The 17460-nt window shown below is 31.3% G+C and carries 12 protein-coding genes; 7 read left to right on the top strand and 5 right to left on the bottom strand.

Annotated elements, in window-relative coordinates; translation table 11 throughout:
* The 3 genes from dnaA to gyrB all read left to right on the top strand — a co-directional run bounded on the left by dnaA (position 1) and on the right by gyrB (position 4888).
* Positions 1-1323: a chromosomal replication initiator protein DnaA gene (gene dnaA, locus FBF11_RS00005; RefSeq protein ID WP_057042229.1), complete on the top strand. Its 1323-nt coding sequence runs from the start codon at positions 1-3 to the stop codon at positions 1321-1323.
* A 159-nt stretch (positions 1324-1482) separates the two neighbouring features.
* Positions 1483-2550: a DNA polymerase III subunit beta gene (dnaN, locus tag FBF11_RS00010; protein ID WP_002855594.1), complete on the top strand. Its 1068-nt coding sequence runs from the start codon at positions 1483-1485 to the stop codon at positions 2548-2550.
* 28 nt (positions 2551-2578) lie between these two features.
* A complete protein-coding gene (gyrB, locus tag FBF11_RS00015) occupies positions 2579-4888 on the top strand; it encodes a DNA topoisomerase (ATP-hydrolyzing) subunit B (RefSeq protein WP_052949452.1) in 2310 nt (769 codons plus the stop codon).
* Positions 4889-4913: 25 nt separating this feature from the next.
* On the opposite strand, the gene FBF11_RS00020 is transcribed toward gyrB, so the two are convergent.
* Both FBF11_RS00020 and FBF11_RS00025 read right to left on the bottom strand, forming a co-directional pair.
* On the bottom strand, positions 4914-5255 hold the full coding sequence (locus tag FBF11_RS00020) for a monoheme cytochrome C (protein ID WP_002868256.1): 342 nt from the start codon (positions 5253-5255) through the stop codon (positions 4914-4916).
* Positions 5256-5257: 2 nt separating this feature from the next.
* On the bottom strand, positions 5258-6496 hold the full coding sequence (locus FBF11_RS00025) for a sulfite oxidase (protein ID WP_002868255.1): 1239 nt from the start codon (positions 6494-6496) through the stop codon (positions 5258-5260).
* 204 nt (positions 6497-6700) lie between these two features.
* Between FBF11_RS00025 and FBF11_RS00030 the strand changes: the two genes are divergently transcribed.
* From FBF11_RS00030 to FBF11_RS00045, 4 genes are all read left to right on the top strand, one after another.
* The gene (locus tag FBF11_RS00030; RefSeq protein WP_079254422.1) at positions 6701-8008 is read left to right on the top strand and encodes a Na+/H+ antiporter family protein; all 1308 of its coding nucleotides are present in this window, start codon (positions 6701-6703) and stop codon (positions 8006-8008) included.
* Positions 8009-8141: 133 nt separating this feature from the next.
* Positions 8142-12632 (top strand): glutamate synthase large subunit, encoded by a 4491-nt coding sequence (gene gltB / locus FBF11_RS00035; protein WP_057097102.1) that lies wholly within the window; start codon positions 8142-8144, stop codon positions 12630-12632.
* Between the two features lie 9 nt (positions 12633-12641).
* The gene (locus tag FBF11_RS00040; RefSeq protein WP_002853121.1) at positions 12642-14393 is read left to right on the top strand and encodes a DUF262 domain-containing protein; all 1752 of its coding nucleotides are present in this window, start codon (positions 12642-12644) and stop codon (positions 14391-14393) included.
* 2 nt (positions 14394-14395) lie between these two features.
* Complete coding sequence (locus tag FBF11_RS00045) at positions 14396-15841, top strand: glutamate synthase subunit beta (protein WP_002868314.1); 1446 nt, start codon at positions 14396-14398, stop codon at positions 15839-15841.
* Here the strand turns inward: FBF11_RS00045 and FBF11_RS00050 are convergent, their stop codons facing one another.
* From FBF11_RS00050 to FBF11_RS00060, 3 genes are all read right to left on the bottom strand, one after another.
* Entirely contained in the window at positions 15842-16417 is a 576-nt protein-coding gene (locus FBF11_RS00050; protein WP_002853153.1) for a ribonuclease HII, read from the bottom strand. It abuts the gene before it with no gap.
* Positions 16418-16449: 32 nt separating this feature from the next.
* Positions 16450-16689, bottom strand: a complete 240-nt coding sequence (locus tag FBF11_RS00055; RefSeq protein WP_002853093.1) for a ComEA family DNA-binding protein — start codon at positions 16687-16689, stop codon at positions 16450-16452.
* Between the two features lie 64 nt (positions 16690-16753).
* Positions 16754-17401 carry a ferritin family protein gene (locus FBF11_RS00060; protein WP_002853081.1) on the bottom strand — a complete coding sequence of 216 codons (648 nt, stop codon included), beginning with the start codon at positions 17399-17401 and terminating at the stop codon, positions 16754-16756.
* Positions 17402-17460 lie beyond the last annotated feature (59 nt).

Genomic DNA, 17460 nt, shown 5'->3' on the forward strand with positions numbered 1-17460 from the left:
ATGAATCCAAGCCAAATACTTGAAAATTTAAAAAAAGAATTAAACGAAAACGAATACGAAAACTATTTATCAAATTTAAAATTCAACGAAAAACAAAGCAAAGCAGATCTTTTAGTTTTTAACGCTCCAAATGAACTCATGGCTAAATTCATACAAACAAAATACGGTAAAAAAATCGCACATTTTTATGAAGTGCAAAGTGGAAATAAAGCCATCATAAATATACAAGCACAAAGTGCTAAACAAAGTAACAAAAGCACAAAAATCGACATAGCTCATATAAAAGCACAAAGCACAATTTTAAATCCTTCTTTTACTTTTGAAAGTTTTGTTGTAGGGGATTCTAACAAATACGCTTATGGAGCATGTAAAGCCATAATACATAAAGACAAGCTTGGAAAACTTTATAATCCTATCTTTGTTTATGGGCCTACAGGACTTGGAAAAACACATTTACTTCAAGCAGTTGGAAATGCAAGCTTAGAAATGGGAAAAAAAGTTATTTACGCTACCAGTGAAAATTTCATCAATGATTTTACTTCAAATTTAAAAAATGGCTCTTTAGATAAATTTCATGAAAAGTATAGAAACTGCGATGTTTTACTTATAGATGATGTGCAGTTTTTAGGAAAAACCGATAAAATTCAAGAAGAATTTTTCTTTATATTTAATGAAATCAAAAATAATGATGGACAAATCATCATGACTTCAGACAATCCACCCAACATGCTAAAAGGTATAACCGAACGCTTAAAAAGTCGTTTTGCACATGGGATCATAGCTGATATAACTCCACCTCAACTAGATACAAAAATAGCCATCATAAGAAAAAAATGTGAATTTAACGATATCAATCTTTCTAATGATATCATAAACTATATCGCCACTTCTTTAGGGGATAATATAAGAGAAATAGAAGGTATTATCATAAGTTTAAATGCTTATGCAACCATACTAGGACAAGAAATCACACTTGAACTTGCCAAAAGTGTGATGAAAGATCATATCAAAGAAAAGAAAGAAAATATCACTATAGATGACATTTTATCTTTGGTATGTAAAGAATTTAACATCAAACCAAGCGATGTGAAATCCAATAAAAAAACTCAAAATATAGTCACAGCAAGACGCACTGTGATTTACCTAGCTAGGACACTTACGGCTTTGACTATGCCGCAACTTGCGAATTATTTTGAAATGAAAGATCATACGGCTATTTCACATAATGTTAAAAAAATCACAGAAATGATAGAAAATGATGCTTCTTTAAAAGCAAAAATCGAAGAACTTAAAAACAAAATTCTTGTTAAAAGTCAAAGTTAAGTGAAAGGATGTGAAAAATAAATTCTAGAGTGTGAAAAAAAGAAATTAAGCAAAGTATGATAAAATACAAATTTGATTATTTTGCTTTGAAGAATTTCACAATTTCAACAAGCTTATTATTACAACGAATTTAAAATTAAAATAAACCAAGGAGAAAAAATGAAGTTAAGTATCAATAAAAATACTTTAGAATCTGCAGTGATTTTATGTAATGCTTATGTAGAAAAAAAAGACTCAAGCACCATTACTTCTCATCTTTTTTTTCATGCTGATGAAGATAAACTTCTTATTAGAGCTAGTGATTATGAAATAGGTATCAACTATAAAATAAAAAAAATCCGCGTAGAATCAAGTGGTTTTGCTACTGCAAATGCAAAAAGTATTGCAGATGTTATTAAAAGCTTAAACAATGAAGAAGTTGTTTTAGAAACCATTGATAATTTCTTATTTATAAGACAAAAAAGCACAAAATACAAACTTCCTATGTTTAATCATGAAGATTTTCCAAATTTTCCAAATACAGAAGGAAAAAACCAATTTGACATTGATTCAAGTGACTTAAGTCGTTCTCTTAAAAAGATATTACCAAGTATTGATACAAACAACCCAAAATACTCCTTAAATGGTGCATTTTTAGATATAAAAACAGATAAAATTAACTTCGTAGGAACTGATACAAAACGCCTTGCAATCTATACTTTAGAAAAAGCAAATAATCAAGAATTTAGTTTTAGTATCCCTAAAAAAGCTATCATGGAAATGCAAAAACTTTTCTATGAAAAAATAGAAATTTTTTATGATCAAAATATGCTTATCGCTAAAAATGAAAATTTTGAATTCTTTACAAAACTTATCAATGATAAATTTCCAGATTACGAAAAAGTTATACCAAAAACTTTCAAACAAGAACTCAGTTTTTCAACTGAAGATTTTATAGATAGTCTTAAAAAAATCAGCGTTGTAACTGAAAAAATGAAACTTCATTTTAACAAAGATAAAATCATCTTTGAAGGTATAAGTTTAGACAATATGGAAGCAAAAACAGAACTTGAAATTCAAACAGGAGTAAGTGAAGAATTTAATCTTACTATAAAAATCAAATATTTACTTGATTTCTTAACTTCTATAGAAGAAGAAAAATTCACTTTAAGTGTAAATGAACCTAATTCAGCATTTATAGTCAAATCCCAAGGACTATCAATGATTATTATGCCTATGATTTTGTAATAAAACAAGTAAAAGATAAAGGAAAAATATGCAAGAAAATTACGGTGCGAGTAATATTAAAGTCCTAAAAGGCCTAGAAGCTGTTAGAAAACGCCCAGGTATGTATATAGGAGATACAAACATAGGCGGACTTCATCATATGATTTATGAAGTTGTGGATAATTCTATCGATGAAGCTATGGCAGGACATTGTGATACTATAGATGTAGAAATCACTACTGAAGGAAGCTGTATAGTTAGTGATAATGGTCGTGGTATTCCTGTTGATATGCACCCAACTGAAAATATGCCAACTTTAACTGTTGTTTTAACTGTCCTACATGCAGGGGGAAAATTCGATAAAGATACTTACAAAGTTTCAGGCGGTTTGCACGGTGTTGGGGTTTCAGTTGTAAATGCACTCTCTAAAAAACTTGTAGCTACAGTTGAAAGAAATGGAGAAATTTATCGTCAAGAATTTTCAGAAGGTAAAGTTATCAGTGAATTTGGTGTGATAGGAAAAAGTAAAAAAACAGGAACAACTATAGAATTTTGGCCTGATGATCAAATTTTTGAAGTGACTGAATTTGATTATGAAATTTTAGCTAAAAGATTTCGTGAACTTGCATACTTAAATCCAAAAATCACTATAAATTTTAAAGATAACCGCGTAGGCAAACATGAAAGTTTTCACTTTGAAGGTGGAATTTCTCAGTTTGTTACAGACTTAAATAAAAAAGAAGCTTTAACTAAAGCAATTTTCTTTAGCGTAGATGAAGAAGATGTGAATGTTGAAGTAGCTTTGCTTTACAATGATACTTATAGTGAAAATTTACTCTCTTTTGTAAATAATATCAAAACTCCAGATGGTGGAACACACGAAGCTGGTTTTAGAATGGGTTTAACTCGTGTGATAAGTAACTATATAGAAGCAAATGCAAGTGCTAGAGAAAAGGATAATAAAATCACAGGCGAAGATGTGCGTGAAGGCTTGATCGCTGTTGTGAGTGTAAAGGTGCCTGAACCACAATTTGAAGGACAAACCAAAGGAAAACTTGGTTCAACTTATGTGCGTCCTATAGTTTCAAAAGCAAGTTTTGAGTATTTGACTAAATATTTTGAAGAAAATCCTATCGAAGCTAAAGCTATAATGAATAAAGCTTTAATGGCAGCTAGAGGAAGAGAAGCAGCGAAAAAAGCTAGAGAATTAACGCGCAAAAAAGAAAGTTTAAGCGTAGGAACTTTACCAGGGAAATTGGCTGATTGTCAAAGTAAAGATCCAAGTGAAAGTGAAATTTATCTTGTGGAAGGGGATTCTGCAGGAGGTTCTGCAAAACAAGGTAGAGAAAGATCTTTCCAAGCTATACTGCCTTTGCGTGGTAAAATTTTAAATGTTGAAAAAGCAAGATTAGATAAAATTTTAAAATCTGAGCAAATTCAAAATATGATTACCGCTTTTGGCTGTGGTATAGGTGAAGATTTTGATCTTTCAAAACTTAGATATCATAAAATCATCATCATGACAGATGCGGATGTTGATGGATCACATATACAAACCTTGCTTTTAACTTTCTTCTTCCGTTTTATGAATGAACTTGTGACAAATGGACATATTTATTTAGCACAACCACCTTTATATCTTTATAAAAAAGCTAAAAAGCAAATTTATTTAAAAGATGAAAAAGCTTTGAGCGAATACCTGATAGAAACAGGAATAGAAGGTTTAAACTATGAAGGTATAGGAATGAATGATTTAAAAGATTATTTAAAAATCGTCGCAGCTTATCGTGCGATTTTAAAAGATCTTGAAAAGCGTTTTAATGTGATTTCTGTGATACGCTATATGATAGAAAATTCAAATTTAGTTAAAGCAAATAATGAAGAATTATTTAGTGTAATCAAACAATTTTTAGAAACACAAGGACACAATATCTTAAATCATTATATCAATGAAAATGAAATTCGAGCTTTCGTTCAAACTCAAAATGGCTTAGAAGAACTTGTGATCAATGAAGAACTTTTCACTCATCCACTATATGAAGAAGCAAGTTATATTTTTGATAAGATTAAAGATAGAGGCTTGGAATTTGATAAAGATATTTTAGAAGTTCTTGAAGATGTTGAAACCAATGCTAAAAAAGGTGCTACTATACAACGCTATAAAGGTTTAGGGGAAATGAATCCTGAGCAACTTTGGGAAACCACAATGGATCCAAGCGTAAGAAGACTTTTAAAAATCACTATTGAAGATGCACAAAGTGCAAATGATACCTTTAATCTCTTTATGGGTGATGAGGTTGAACCAAGACGCGATTATATCCAAGCACACGCTAAAGATGTAAAGCATTTGGATGTGTAAATTTATCATTGAAGAAATGATTTCTTCAATGAGTTTTGTTTTGTAAGAGTATAGCTAGAGGAATTCTTCTTCTTGTATCGTATTTTTCTCCATAATATTTTTCAAGATAATTTAAAATTTTTTCTTCATCTTCAGGTTCTATTTCCCAAAGTCCTTCACTATCTTGCATCCATCTTATAGCTGCTAACCAAGCTTTTCTACTTGCATGCATATTGGTAATGAGATTGGATCCATGACAAGCTAAACAATTTGCTTCCACTAAAGGTGAATCAGGATCGATAATCAATCCTGTATCAGGGTTAATTTCAAGATTTTGAGCCCAACTTGCACTTAAAAACAATGCTAAGATCAATATAGTTTTTTTCATACTTAAACTCCATAAACATTAACTCTATGGCATGCATTATTGATATATCCTCCTGGATTCCACTGTGCTAAAACCATAGGTTGACTGTTACCTTGACTATCGATAGCTCTTGCCCAAATTTCATAATATCCTTTTGTTGGTATTGATATTTGAGCACTCCATTTTTGCCATGCTAATCTATTTAATGGTTTTTCTACCTTTGCTTTAGCCCATGTTACCCCATAATCATTGCTTACATAAACTTCACTAACTTCAAGTTCTCCAGCCCAAGCTTTACCTCTAACTTCAAATTTTTTATTTGCTTTTATTTCAGAACCATTTTTGATATTAGTAATTACAGATCTTATAGGCATTGATTCTATGATTTTCATCTCGCCTTTATAGTTAAAATCTCCTGGTTTTACCGGATTTACAGGAACTTTATAAGAACCTTCCATTTTTTCACCATCATGAATTTTATTTCTTACTGAAATTTTATAAAGCCATTTACCGCTTGTACTTGCAGGGTAACCACCACAAACAAGTCTAAGTGGATAGCCATTGACTAAAGGAATATCTTTGCCTTCATAAGCCCAAGCTATTAGAGTTTCATCTTGTAAAGCTTTAGAAATAGGAACTCCTCTACTAATAGGTGAAGTTTCTTCACCATTTAATTTTGTATCTATGCCATAATATCCGATATAAACCGCATCATTTTTGATACCACAATCTTTTAAAATATCTTTTAAACGCACTCCTGTCCATCTACCGCAAGCTACTGCACCATAACCCCATTGAGTTCCTTTTGTGCTAGGTATAACTTCGGATCTACCATTTCCACCGCATTCAACTGTTAAGGCATAAGTATAGGTTTTAAATTTCTTTTTTAAATCTTCTATGGTGTAAGATTTTTTATTGATAATGCTTTCTCCATCGATTTCTAAAGTCCAACCTTTATGAAGTCTTTCTTTTATCGTTTCTAGGCTTGGTGGTAAGCCATTATTTCTAACAAAGAAATTTTCAGGTTTAGTAAAATCAGAATCAAGAGCATAAATTTCAGTTTCTGCTGTTAATGGTTTTTCACCATGATAGATAAGATCTTTTTTACCTTCTATTTTAAAATCAGGCAATTCTTTTGCCAAAGCCTTACTTCCTAAAAAATTCTCAAAAGAAAAATTTGACAATACACTAATGCCAAATAAACCAAATCCTATATTTTTTAGAAAGTCTCTACGATTTTCTTTTTGATCGTTCTGTTTCATTGAAATATCCTTAAATATTTATATAATCTTTTATTTTATTATAAATTTTAAAAATTTAAATAATTAATATAATTAATTATTTAAATTAAAAAAATTAATTATTTTTATAATTTTACATATTAAAATAAAATCATCATATGTTCGAGTTTTATTACATTTTAACTAAGTTTTTTCTACAATTAAATTTTTAAAATTATTTAAGGAATGATTTTGACTTTACTTACTAATCCTATCATTATCAGTGTTGTTTTGATGACTTTACTTTGTTTGTTTCGTTTTAATGTGCTTTTGAGTCTTTTGATCTCAGCTCTTATTGCAGGTGTATTTTCTCATCTTGAACTCGTAGATACTATGAATATACTTATAAGCGGAATGAAAGAAAATTTAAAAACAGCTCTTAGCTATATACTTTTAGGGGCCATTGCCGCAGCGATTTCAAAGACAAATTTAACTGCATATTTGATTAAGATAGTAAGTCATTTTATATCTCATAAAAAATATTTATTGCTTTTGTCTATAGCTTTGATTTCTTGTTTTTCTCAAAATTTAATTCCTATTCATGTAGCTTTTATACCTTTGTTGATTCCACCTCTTTTAAGTCTTTTTAATAAACTTAAAATCGATCGTAGAGCGGTTGCTTGTGCTTTAACTTTTGGACTTACTACGCCTTATATGGTTTTGCCAGTAGGCTTTGGACTTACTTTTCAAGATCTTTTAAAAGATAATTTAAATGCAAATAATGTAAGTGCATCTTTAAATGATGTTACAAATACTATGTATTTCGCTGCTATTTGTATGATAGCAGGACTTTTTCTAGCGCTTTTTGTGTTTTATCGTAAGTCAAGAGAGTATCAAGAAGTAGAAATTGCTAAAGTGGATTTAGAAAATCTTGAAATGACGCGTAAAGAATGGGGTGTTTTAGCTGGGCTTGTTTTAACTTTAATTTTGCAAATTTTGACTATGAATTTACCTTTATCAGGGCTTTTGGGTTTTGTTTTAATGGTTATTTTGGGTGGAGTTGAATTTTCAAAAGTCAATGAAGTTTTTGATGATGGGCTTAAAATGATGGGTTTTATAGCTTTTGTTATCCTTGTTGCTGCAGGATATGGAGAAGTTTTAAAAGAAAGTGGATCAGTAGTAGATCTTGTAAATTCAGTCGTTCCTTGGATGGAGCAAAGTAAATTTTTAGCAGTATTTTTCATGCTTTTAATAGGACTTATCATCACTATGGGTATAGGTACTTCTTTTGGAACTATACCTATCATAGCTACGCTTTTTTGTCCTATTTGTTTGGAACTTGGTTTTAGTACAGCACTTATTATATTTATCTTAGGAGTAGCAGGAGCTTTAGGAGATGCAGGAAGTCCAGCCAGTGAAACAACCATGGGAACTACTGTAGGATTAAATGCTGATAAACAACACGATCACATTAAAGATACTTGCATACCAACTTTTATTTTTTATAATGGTCCATTATTGATTTTGGGTAGTATTATCGCCATGTTTTTATAATTTTTGCAAATCTATCAAAATATTTTTTAATTTATTTATTTTTAAGATAAAAATTATATCGATTTTAAAAAAATGTATGCTATAATCCTTATAAAGCTAACAAAATTTAAATCAGTCTTATAAGGAGAGCAAAATGGATTTAGAAAATATCCTAGAAAATAATCAAAGCATAGGTTTATATCACCCAAAGAACGAACACGATGCCTGTGGTATCGCTGCAGTTGCTAATATACGCGGTATTGCTTCTTATAAGGTTATTTGTGATGCTTTAGAAATTTTGATGAATCTTGAACACCGAGGTGGTGCAGGAGCTGAAGAAAATTCAGGTGATGGGGCGGGGATTTTAATCCAAATTCCACATGATTTTTTTAAAACTCAAGAATTGGGTTTTGAACTTCCTAAAAAGGGTGATTATGCTGTAGCACAGATGTTTTTATCACCCAATACTAATGCAAAAGAAGAAGCAAAAGAAATATTTTTACAAGGTTTAAAGGATAAAAAACTTGAATTTTTAGGTTTTAGAAAAGTGCCTTTTAATCCTAGCGATATAGGTGCAAGTGCTTTAAAAGCTATGCCTTATTTTTTACAAGCCTTTGTGAAAAAACCAAGTAAAATAAGTGCAGGACTTGAGTTTGAAAGAGTGCTTTATAGTACGCGTCGACTTATAGAAAAAAGAGCTATTAATGTGCCAAAATTTTATTTTTCAAGTTTTTCTTCACGCACCATAGTTTATAAAGGAATGCTTCTTTCAACTCAATTGAGCGATTTTTATCTTGATTTTAAAGATGTCAATATGAAATCAGCCATCGCTTTGGTGCATTCTCGCTTTTCGACTAATACCTTCCCAAGTTGGGAAAGAGCCCATCCAAACCGTTATATGGTGCATAATGGAGAGATTAATACCATACGCGGAAATGTTGATAGTATAAGAGCTAGAGAAGGCTTGATGCAAAGTGAGTATTTTGAAAATTTAGATGAAATTTTTCCTATCATAGCTAAGCCTAGCAGTGATTCTGCAATGTTTGATAATACTTTAGAATTTTTAGCTCTAAATGGTCGTACTTTAGAAGAAGCTTTTATGATGATGGTGCCAGAACCTTGGCATAAAAATGAAAATATGGAAAGCAAAAAGCGTGCTTTTTATGAATATCATTCTTTATTGATGGAGCCTTGGGATGGGCCTGCTGCTATAGTTTTTACTGATGGAGTGATTATGGGGGCGAGTTTGGATAGAAATGGTTTTCGTCCTTCAAGGTATTATCTTACAAAAGATGATATGCTCATACTTTCAAGTGAAACAGGGGCTTTAAAACTTGATGAAAAAAATATCAAAGCCAAAAAACGCTTAGAACCTGGAAAACTTTTACTCGTTGATACAGCAAGAGGTAGGGTTATAGCTGATAATGAAATCAAAGAGCATTATGCTAATGCTAAGCCTTATAAAAAATGGCTTAAAAATTTAGTTGAACTTGAAAAACAAAAAAGCGGAGTTTATAAACATCAGTTTTTAAAAGAAGATGAGGTTTTAAAACTCCAAAAAGCTTTTGGTTGGAGTTATGATGAGCTTAAAATGAGTGTGGCTGCTATGGCTCAAAATGGTAAAGAAGCTATAGCAGCTATGGGTGTAGATACTCCTTTGGCTATACTTTCTAAAACTTATCAACCTTTGTATAATTATTTTAAACAACTTTTTGCACAAGTAACTAATCCTCCTCTTGATGCCATAAGAGAAGAGATCGTTACTTCTACAAGGATTTATCTAGGAAGCGAAGGCAATTTATTAAAACCCGATGAAAACAATGCAAAACGCGTAAAAATAGCTTTGCCTGTGATAAGCAATGAAGAACTTTTTGAAGTTAAGGCTTTAAATAAATTTCAAGTTAAAGAATTTTCTATACTTTATGATTATTCTAAAAAAACTTTAGAAAAGGCTTTAGATGAACTTTGCGTTAAGATAGAAGATGAGGTTAAAAAAGGTGTTTCTATTATCATTTTAAGCGATAAAGGAGTGGATGAAAAAAACGCTTATATCCCTGCTTTGCTTGCTGTTTCTGGAGTGCATAATCATCTAGTAAGAAAAAATTTAAGAACACATACAAGTCTTATCATCGAAAGTGGTGAACCTAGAGAAATTCATCATTTTGCATGTCTTTTAGGTTATGGTGCGACTGTTATTAATCCTTATTTGGTTTATGAGAGTATACAAAAACTCATTGCCAATAAAGATTTAAATTTAAGTTATGAAAAGGCGGTAGAAAATTTCATCAAGGCAAGTTCAAGTGGTATAGTCAAAATTGCTTCTAAAATGGGGGTTTCTACCTTGCAAAGTTATAATGGCTCTGCACTTTTTGAATGTCTGGGCTTAAGCTCTAAGGTGATTGATAAATACTTCACTTCTACAACTTCACGCATTGAAGGTATGGATTTAGAAGATTTTGAAAAAGAACTCATTGCTTTACACAAACATGCTTTTAACGATACACATAAGGCTTTAGATTCTAAAGGAATTCATGGTTTTAGAAGTGCTAAAGAAGAACATTTAATCGATCCGCTTGTGATTTTTAATCTTCAGCAAGCCTGTCGCAACAAAGACTATAAAAGCTTTAAAAAATACTCGGCTTTAGTAGATGAAAAACAAGTTAATTTGCGTTCTTTGATGGAATTTGATTTTAGTGAAGCTATCAGTATAGATAAGGTTGAAAGTGTAGAAAGTATAGTTAAACGCTTTAGAACAGGGGCGATGAGTTATGGTTCTATTTCTAAAGAAGCACACGAGTGTTTAGCACAGGCTATGAATAAAATAGGTGCTAAATCAAATTCAGGTGAAGGTGGTGAGGATGAAGAACGCTATGAAATCAAAGAGGGTGTGGATAAAAACTCAGCCATTAAGCAAGTAGCAAGTGGGCGTTTTGGCGTGGATTTAAACTACTTAAGTCATGCAAAAGAAATTCAAATCAAAGTCGCTCAAGGTGCAAAACCAGGTGAGGGCGGACAATTAATGGGCTTTAAAGTCTATCCTTGGATAGCTAAGGCTAGACATTCTACTGCAGGTGTGACGCTTATTTCCCCACCTCCTCATCATGATATTTATTCTATTGAGGATTTGGCTCAACTCATTTATGATTTAAAACATGCGAACAAAGACGCTAAAATTTCAGTAAAACTTGTAAGCGAAAATGGCATAGGAACGGTTGCTGCAGGTGTGGCTAAGGCAGGCGCGAATTTAATCCTTGTTTCAGGTTATGATGGAGGTACGGGTGCAAGTCCTAGAACTTCTATACCGCATGCTGGAATTCCTTGGGAGTTAGGCTTAGCTGAAACGCATCAAACTTTGATCTTAAATAAGCTTAGAGATAGGGTAAGATTAGAAACTGATGGAAAGCTTATGAATGGGCGTGATTTAGCCATAGCAGCACTTTTAGGAGCTGAAGAATTTGGTTTTGCAACCGCTCCTTTGATTGTTTTAGGTTGTACAATGATGAGAGTTTGTCATCTAAATACCTGTCCTTTTGGTATAGCCACTCAAGATACAGAACTTAGAGATCGTTTCAAAGGCAAAGTAGATGATGTGATTAATTTCATGTATTTTATAGCTGAGGAGCTTAGAGAATACATGGCAAGGCTTGGTTTTGAACGCCTAGATGATATGATAGGTCGCGTGGATAAACTCCGCCAAAAAAGTGTGCAAGGTAAAGCAGGAAAGCTAAATTTAGATAAAATTTTAAAATCCTTGCCTACTTATAATAGAACCGCTGTGCATTTTAAAGATTATAAAGACAATAAACTTGAAAAAACGATTGATTATAGAATTTTACTACCACTTTGTAAAAATGCTGTGGAGAAAAAAGAGCCTATCAAACTTTCTTTAGAAGTAGGAAATCAAAGTCGTACTTTTGCAACTATGCTTTCAAGTGAAATTTTAAAAACTTATGGAAAAGATGCTTTAGATGAAGATAGTATCCATATCAAAGCTATAGGCAATGCAGGCAATAGCTTTGGAGCGTTTTTGTTAAAGGGTATTAAACTTGAGATTATAGGCGATAGCAATGATTATTTAGGCAAGGGTTTAAGTGGTGGTAAAATCATAGCAAAAATTTCAAATGAAGCCACTTTTTCACCTGAAGAAAATATCATCGCAGGAAATGCTTGTTTATACGGAGCTACAAAAGGTGAAGTGTATTTAGATGGTATAGCAGGGGAAAGATTTTGTGTAAGAAATTCAGGGGCTTTGGCTGTGGTTTTAGGAACAGGCGTGCATGGTTGTGAATATATGACAGGTGGACAAGTTGTAGTTCTTGGAGATGTGGGTGCGAATTTCGCTGCTGGTATGAGTGGGGGCGTTGTTTATATCTTTGGAAGACACAATGAAGCTCATGTAAATACCGAGCTTGTGGATATTAAAGATCTTAATGCTAAGGATGAAAAAGAATTAAAAGCTGTGATAGAAAAACATATCACTTATACAGATTCTAAAAAGGCTAAAGATATTTTAGAAAAATTCGATAAAAAAGACTTTTTTAAAGTCATGCCAAGAGATTATGAAAAGATGTTAAAAATGCTTGATCTTTGTAAAAATGAAAAAGATCCAAATTTAGCAGCATTTTTGAAAATCACACAAAAATAAGGAGTAAAAATGGCAGGATTTCAATCACCAATAACAATTAATGAAGCAATGCAAAGAATAAAAAACAATGAATATTTACTTCCAGCATTTCAAAGAGAGTATGTTTGGGAGCCTTGGCAGATAGAAGAATTATTTGATTCACTAATACGAGGATATCCTATAAGTTCTATGCTTTTTTGGAAAGTAAAAGATGAAAGCAAGACAGCTTGGAAATTTTATAGATTTTTAGAATATTATCGTGAATCGTATCATACGCATAATGATTATTTTAACACCTCAAACCATAAAGATTTTTATGCGATTTTAGATGGACAACAAAGATTAACTTCGCTTTATTTTGCTTTGTTTGGAAATTATGATATTCACAGATCATATAATAAATGGGAGAACAATGATAGATATTTTAAAATTTGTCATTTTTATTTTAATCTCACTCAAAGCAAGAAACCAGAAAATGAAAATATTGAATATGAATTTTTATGGCTTGATAAATTAGAAACAAAAGAACAAAATATTTATATTGATAAATATCAGCAAAAATGGTTTAAGTGTCAGTATTTATATCAATATGATTCAGGAAGAGTAAGAAAAATAGCAAAAGAATTTAATTTAAACGAAAATGAAGAAGATAGATTAGATCTATTGCATCAAAAGATATTTGATAAGAATTTAATTAATTTCTATTTAGAAGAAGAACAAGATCCAGATAAAGCGGTTAATATTTTTATTAGAATTAATTCAAATGGTGAGCCTCTTGATTATTCTGATATTTTATTTAGTATTGCTATTGCAAATTGGAATAAAATTGATGCAAGAACAGAAATAAATAATCTTGTAGATAAAATTAATGAAAATTTCGATATCTCTAAAGATTTAATCCTTAAAGGATTTTTATATTTATTCCATAACAATATTAAATTTCAAATCAATAGTTTTGATAAAAATTTTATAGAATCCATAGAAGCTAAATGGGAAGGCATAAAAAATGCTTTTATTGAAACATTTAGATTGCTTAGAAGTTTTGGATTTGAAGCAAAAACACTTTCATCAAATAATGCTATTTTACCCATTTTATATTTTATTTATCATAAAAATTTGACAAATAATATAGTAGATTCTGTCAAGTGTAATGAAAATAGAGCTATAATAAAAAAATGGTTGTTAAGGGCAATTATTTTAAAGCCTTTTGGTGGAAGTAGTGATACGGTATTGTCTAACATGCGTAAAGCTTTTATTAAAGATTTTAAGCAAAATAGTGGCTTTTTTGATAGAGAAATAGAATTATTTCCATTGGAAGAAATTGAAAAAGAGGCAAAATATATACAAACAATAGATGAAGAATATTTAGAAAATAATGTCATAGAATGCCGTAAAAATAGTCCTGAAGCGTTTGCTGTGTTATCTTTACTTTATCCAAATTTAGATTATAAAAATAATAATTTTCATAAAGATCATTTGCATCCAGAGTCCGCATATAAAGAATATGAAAAACTTTATAAAGCTACAGATAATTGTATTTCTTTTAATATTTATGATTCTTTACCAAATTTACAAATGCTTGATGCAAATGAAAATGAATCTAAAAATAACAAACCTTTAAAGCAATGGGTAAATGAAAAATGTAATGGAAATAGAAAGGAATTTTTAGGAAAACACTTAATTCCTGATGTTGATTTATCTTTGGAAAATTTTAATAATTTTATAGAAGAAAGAAAAAAAATTATTATAGACAAGCTAAAAAGTATATTAAATAAGGAGTAAAAATGGGAAATGCAAGAGGTTTTTTAGACTTTAAAAGAATGGATTTTAAAAAAATTGCTCCTAAGGAAAGGGTTTTAAATTTCAAAGAATTTACTATACCTTTGGATAAAAAAGAACAAGAAGTTCAAGGTGGACGATGTATGGATTGTGGGGTAGCTTTTTGTCATACGGGTGTGATGAGCGAAGGAAAAGATGTGGGCTGTCCTTTAAACAATCTCATTCCTGAATGGAACGATCTTGTTTATCGTTCTTTATGGAAAGAAGCTTATGAAAGACTTGATCTTACCAATCCTTTTCCTGAATTTACCGGTCGTGTTTGCCCTGCTCCTTGTGAGGATTCTTGTGTGTGTGCGATAAATGGTGTTAGTGTGAGCATAAAAAATAATGAATTATCCATTATAGAAAATGCTTTTAAGGAAAATTTAGTAAGAGTAAATAAACCTAAGCAATACAATGGCAAAAAAATCGCTGTCATAGGAAGTGGGCCTGCTGGGCTTGCTTGTGCCAATACTTTAAATTCACTAGGTTATAAAGTAAGTGTTTTTGAAAGAAGCGATAAAATAGGCGGACTTTTGATGTATGGCATCCCTGATATGAAGCTTGATAAAAGTATAGTTCAAAGACGGGTGGATTTGCTTAAAAAAAGTGGGATTGAATTTAAAGTGAATGAAAATATAGACAGCAAAGATAAGGTTTCAAAACTTCTAAAAGAATTTGATGCTTTGGTGCTTTGTACAGGAGCAAGTAAGCCTATAGATCTTGATATAGAAGGTAGAAAGCTAAAAGGGGTTGAATTTGCCCTTGATTTTTTAACGCAAAATACCAAAACTTTGTTAAAAACAGGCAAGGGTGCAGATATGGCCAAAGGTAAAAATGTCTTGGTTATAGGAAGCGGGGATACAAGTGTGGATTGTATCGCTGTAGCGACAAGACAAGGGGCTAAATCTATAGTGCGTTTTGAAAGAAGTCCAAAAAGACCTTTGCAAAGAAGCCAAAACAATCCTTGGCCTTTAAAAGCTGACATTTTTACTACTGATTATGGTTTAGAAGAAGCCATTGCTGTATATGGCAAAGATCCTAGGGAATATCAAAAAATGACAAAGAAATTTTTAGGAAAAACTCATGTAGAAGGTGTTGAAGCAAATGATTTAAAACGCGAGTTTAAAGAAGGCAAAGCTATAAATGTCGAAATTTCAAATTCTAAAAAAACTTATAAAGCGGATTTAGTGCTTTTAGCTATGGGTTTTAGCGGGTGCGAAGAAGCTATCTCTAAAAATTTTGGAGTGAAATTAGATGAGAAAAACAACATAAGCACAGAAAATTTCCAAACCACTCATAAAAAAATCTTTGCTTGTGGAGATGCTAGAAAAGGACAATCTTTAGTTGTTTGGGCTATAAAAGATGGTATAGAATGTGCTTTGAGTTTGCATCAAAATTTAGCAAAATAATCATAAAAGTTTAAAACTTTTTCGGTGGAGTTTGCAAATTCCAAATTTAGCTATAAATTCTTTATGAGCTTTTGTGCCATAGGCTTTGTTTTTTTCAAATTCATAACAAGGAAAGTCTTTAGCTAAGAAATTCATCACTCTATCTTTACTAACTTTTGCGAGTATGCTAGCTGCACTTACTTGCAAAATGCTAGTGTCGGCTTTGATTTGTGTTTTTATCCCGTTTATACCTAGGTTGGTGTTTCCATCATATAAGAAGTTATTTTCTGTTTTAAAATGCTTTTTTATAAGTTTTAAGCCTTTTTTTAAACAAGTGCTTAAGCCTAGTGCGTCGATTTGTTCTGAAGAAAAAGCAAGTATGAGATAGTTTGAATTTTTGATGATGATTTCATAAAGTTCTTCGCGTTTTTTTTCGCTTAGTTTTTTAGAATCACACAACCCATCAAGTTGTTTGTTCAGTTTGCAAGCTGCCATCATCATAGGACCTGCTAAAGCACCGCGTCCTGCTTCATCAATACCGATTAAATTTATATCAAATTCGTTTAAAAGTTCTTTTGTGTCAAATAAAGTTTTCAAATTTTTCTAAAAAGAAGGGCAAAAATGCCCTTTTATTCTATTGTGATATCATTTTTGATTTTTTCAAAAAGCTTATCACCTATGCCTTTAACTTTTTTAAGATCATCAATACTTGTAAAATTTGCTTCTTTGCGGTATTCTAAAATCGCTTTAGCTTTAGCTTCGCCAATACCATTTAAACTTTTTAATTCTTTTAGTGTTGCAGTGTTGATATTTACAGCACCAAAGAGAAAAGCCGTTAAAGCAAAAAATAAAAATAGTAATTTTTTCATTTTCTTATCCTTTTATTAAAAAATAATTATAATATTATCTTAAAAAGGATAAGAATTTCTTAACTTAACCCAAAAATTCGCGTTTAAAATACTCTTTTGGTGCTTTACATAAAGGACAGGCTGCTGGAGCTTTTTTGCCACGATGTATATGTCCGCATACTTCACAAACCCATAATTCTTCTACTTCACTATTAAAAAATTCTTCTTCTTCGAGCATTTTTTTAAGCGCTAGATATTCTCTTTCGTGTTCGATTTCTACTTTACCAATAGCTGTAAATAATCTCGCTATAGCCTTTTTGCCTTCATCTTCAGCGATTTTTGCAAAATTTGGATACATAGTTGTGTGCTCATAGTTTTCACCTTCTGCAGCAGTTACTAGGTTTTTTGTAGTTACTTCTAAAGGTTTGCCATCAACGATTTCATGATAAGCTTTAAATTCTGCTCTTGCATGCCATTTTTCATTTTCAGCCGCTTCTCTAAAATGTCTAGCAACCGCATGCCAACCTTCTTCTTCAGCTACATCAGCAAATAAATCGTATTTGTTTCTTGCCATAGATTCGCCTGCAAAAGCTTTCATTAAATTTACTGCAGTTAAATCTGTAGTGATACATTTCATTTCTTCACCACAACAACTAAGCTTACCGCCACCTACATTTTGAACTTCTACTTCATTGCCACATTTTTGGCATTTATAGGTTTCATATTGTCTCATTTTGACTCCTTTTTTGATTATCAAAAAGTATTGTATTATAAAAAAATATTTTTGTCAAT

The sequence above is a fragment of the Campylobacter sp. CFSAN093224 genome (assembly GCF_012897395.1).
Classification (GTDB): Bacteria; Campylobacterota; Campylobacteria; order Campylobacterales; family Campylobacteraceae; genus Campylobacter_D; species Campylobacter_D jejuni.

Bases quoted from the DNA above. Each gene is read 5' to 3' on its own strand.
- dnaA (WP_057042229.1), top strand. From the start codon at position 1: ATGAATCCAAGCCAAATACTTGAAAATTTAAAAAAAGAATTAAACGAA.
- dnaN (WP_002855594.1), top strand. From the start codon at position 1,483: ATGAAGTTAAGTATCAATAAAAATACTTTAGAATCTGCAGTGATTTTA.
- gyrB (WP_052949452.1), top strand. From the start codon at position 2,579: ATGCAAGAAAATTACGGTGCGAGTAATATTAAAGTCCTAAAAGGCCTA.
- FBF11_RS00020 (WP_002868256.1), bottom strand. From the start codon at position 5,255: ATGAAAAAAACTATATTGATCTTAGCATTGTTTTTAAGTGCAAGTTGG.
- FBF11_RS00025 (WP_002868255.1), bottom strand. From the start codon at position 6,496: ATGAAACAGAACGATCAAAAAGAAAATCGTAGAGACTTTCTAAAAAAT.
- FBF11_RS00030 (WP_079254422.1), top strand. From the start codon at position 6,701: ATGATTTTGACTTTACTTACTAATCCTATCATTATCAGTGTTGTTTTG.
- gltB (WP_057097102.1), top strand. From the start codon at position 8,142: ATGGATTTAGAAAATATCCTAGAAAATAATCAAAGCATAGGTTTATAT.
- FBF11_RS00040 (WP_002853121.1), top strand. From the start codon at position 12,642: ATGGCAGGATTTCAATCACCAATAACAATTAATGAAGCAATGCAAAGA.
- FBF11_RS00045 (WP_002868314.1), top strand. From the start codon at position 14,396: ATGGGAAATGCAAGAGGTTTTTTAGACTTTAAAAGAATGGATTTTAAA.
- FBF11_RS00055 (WP_002853093.1), bottom strand. From the start codon at position 16,689: ATGAAAAAATTACTATTTTTATTTTTTGCTTTAACGGCTTTTCTCTTT.
- FBF11_RS00060 (WP_002853081.1), bottom strand. From the start codon at position 17,401: ATGAGACAATATGAAACCTATAAATGCCAAAAATGTGGCAATGAAGTA.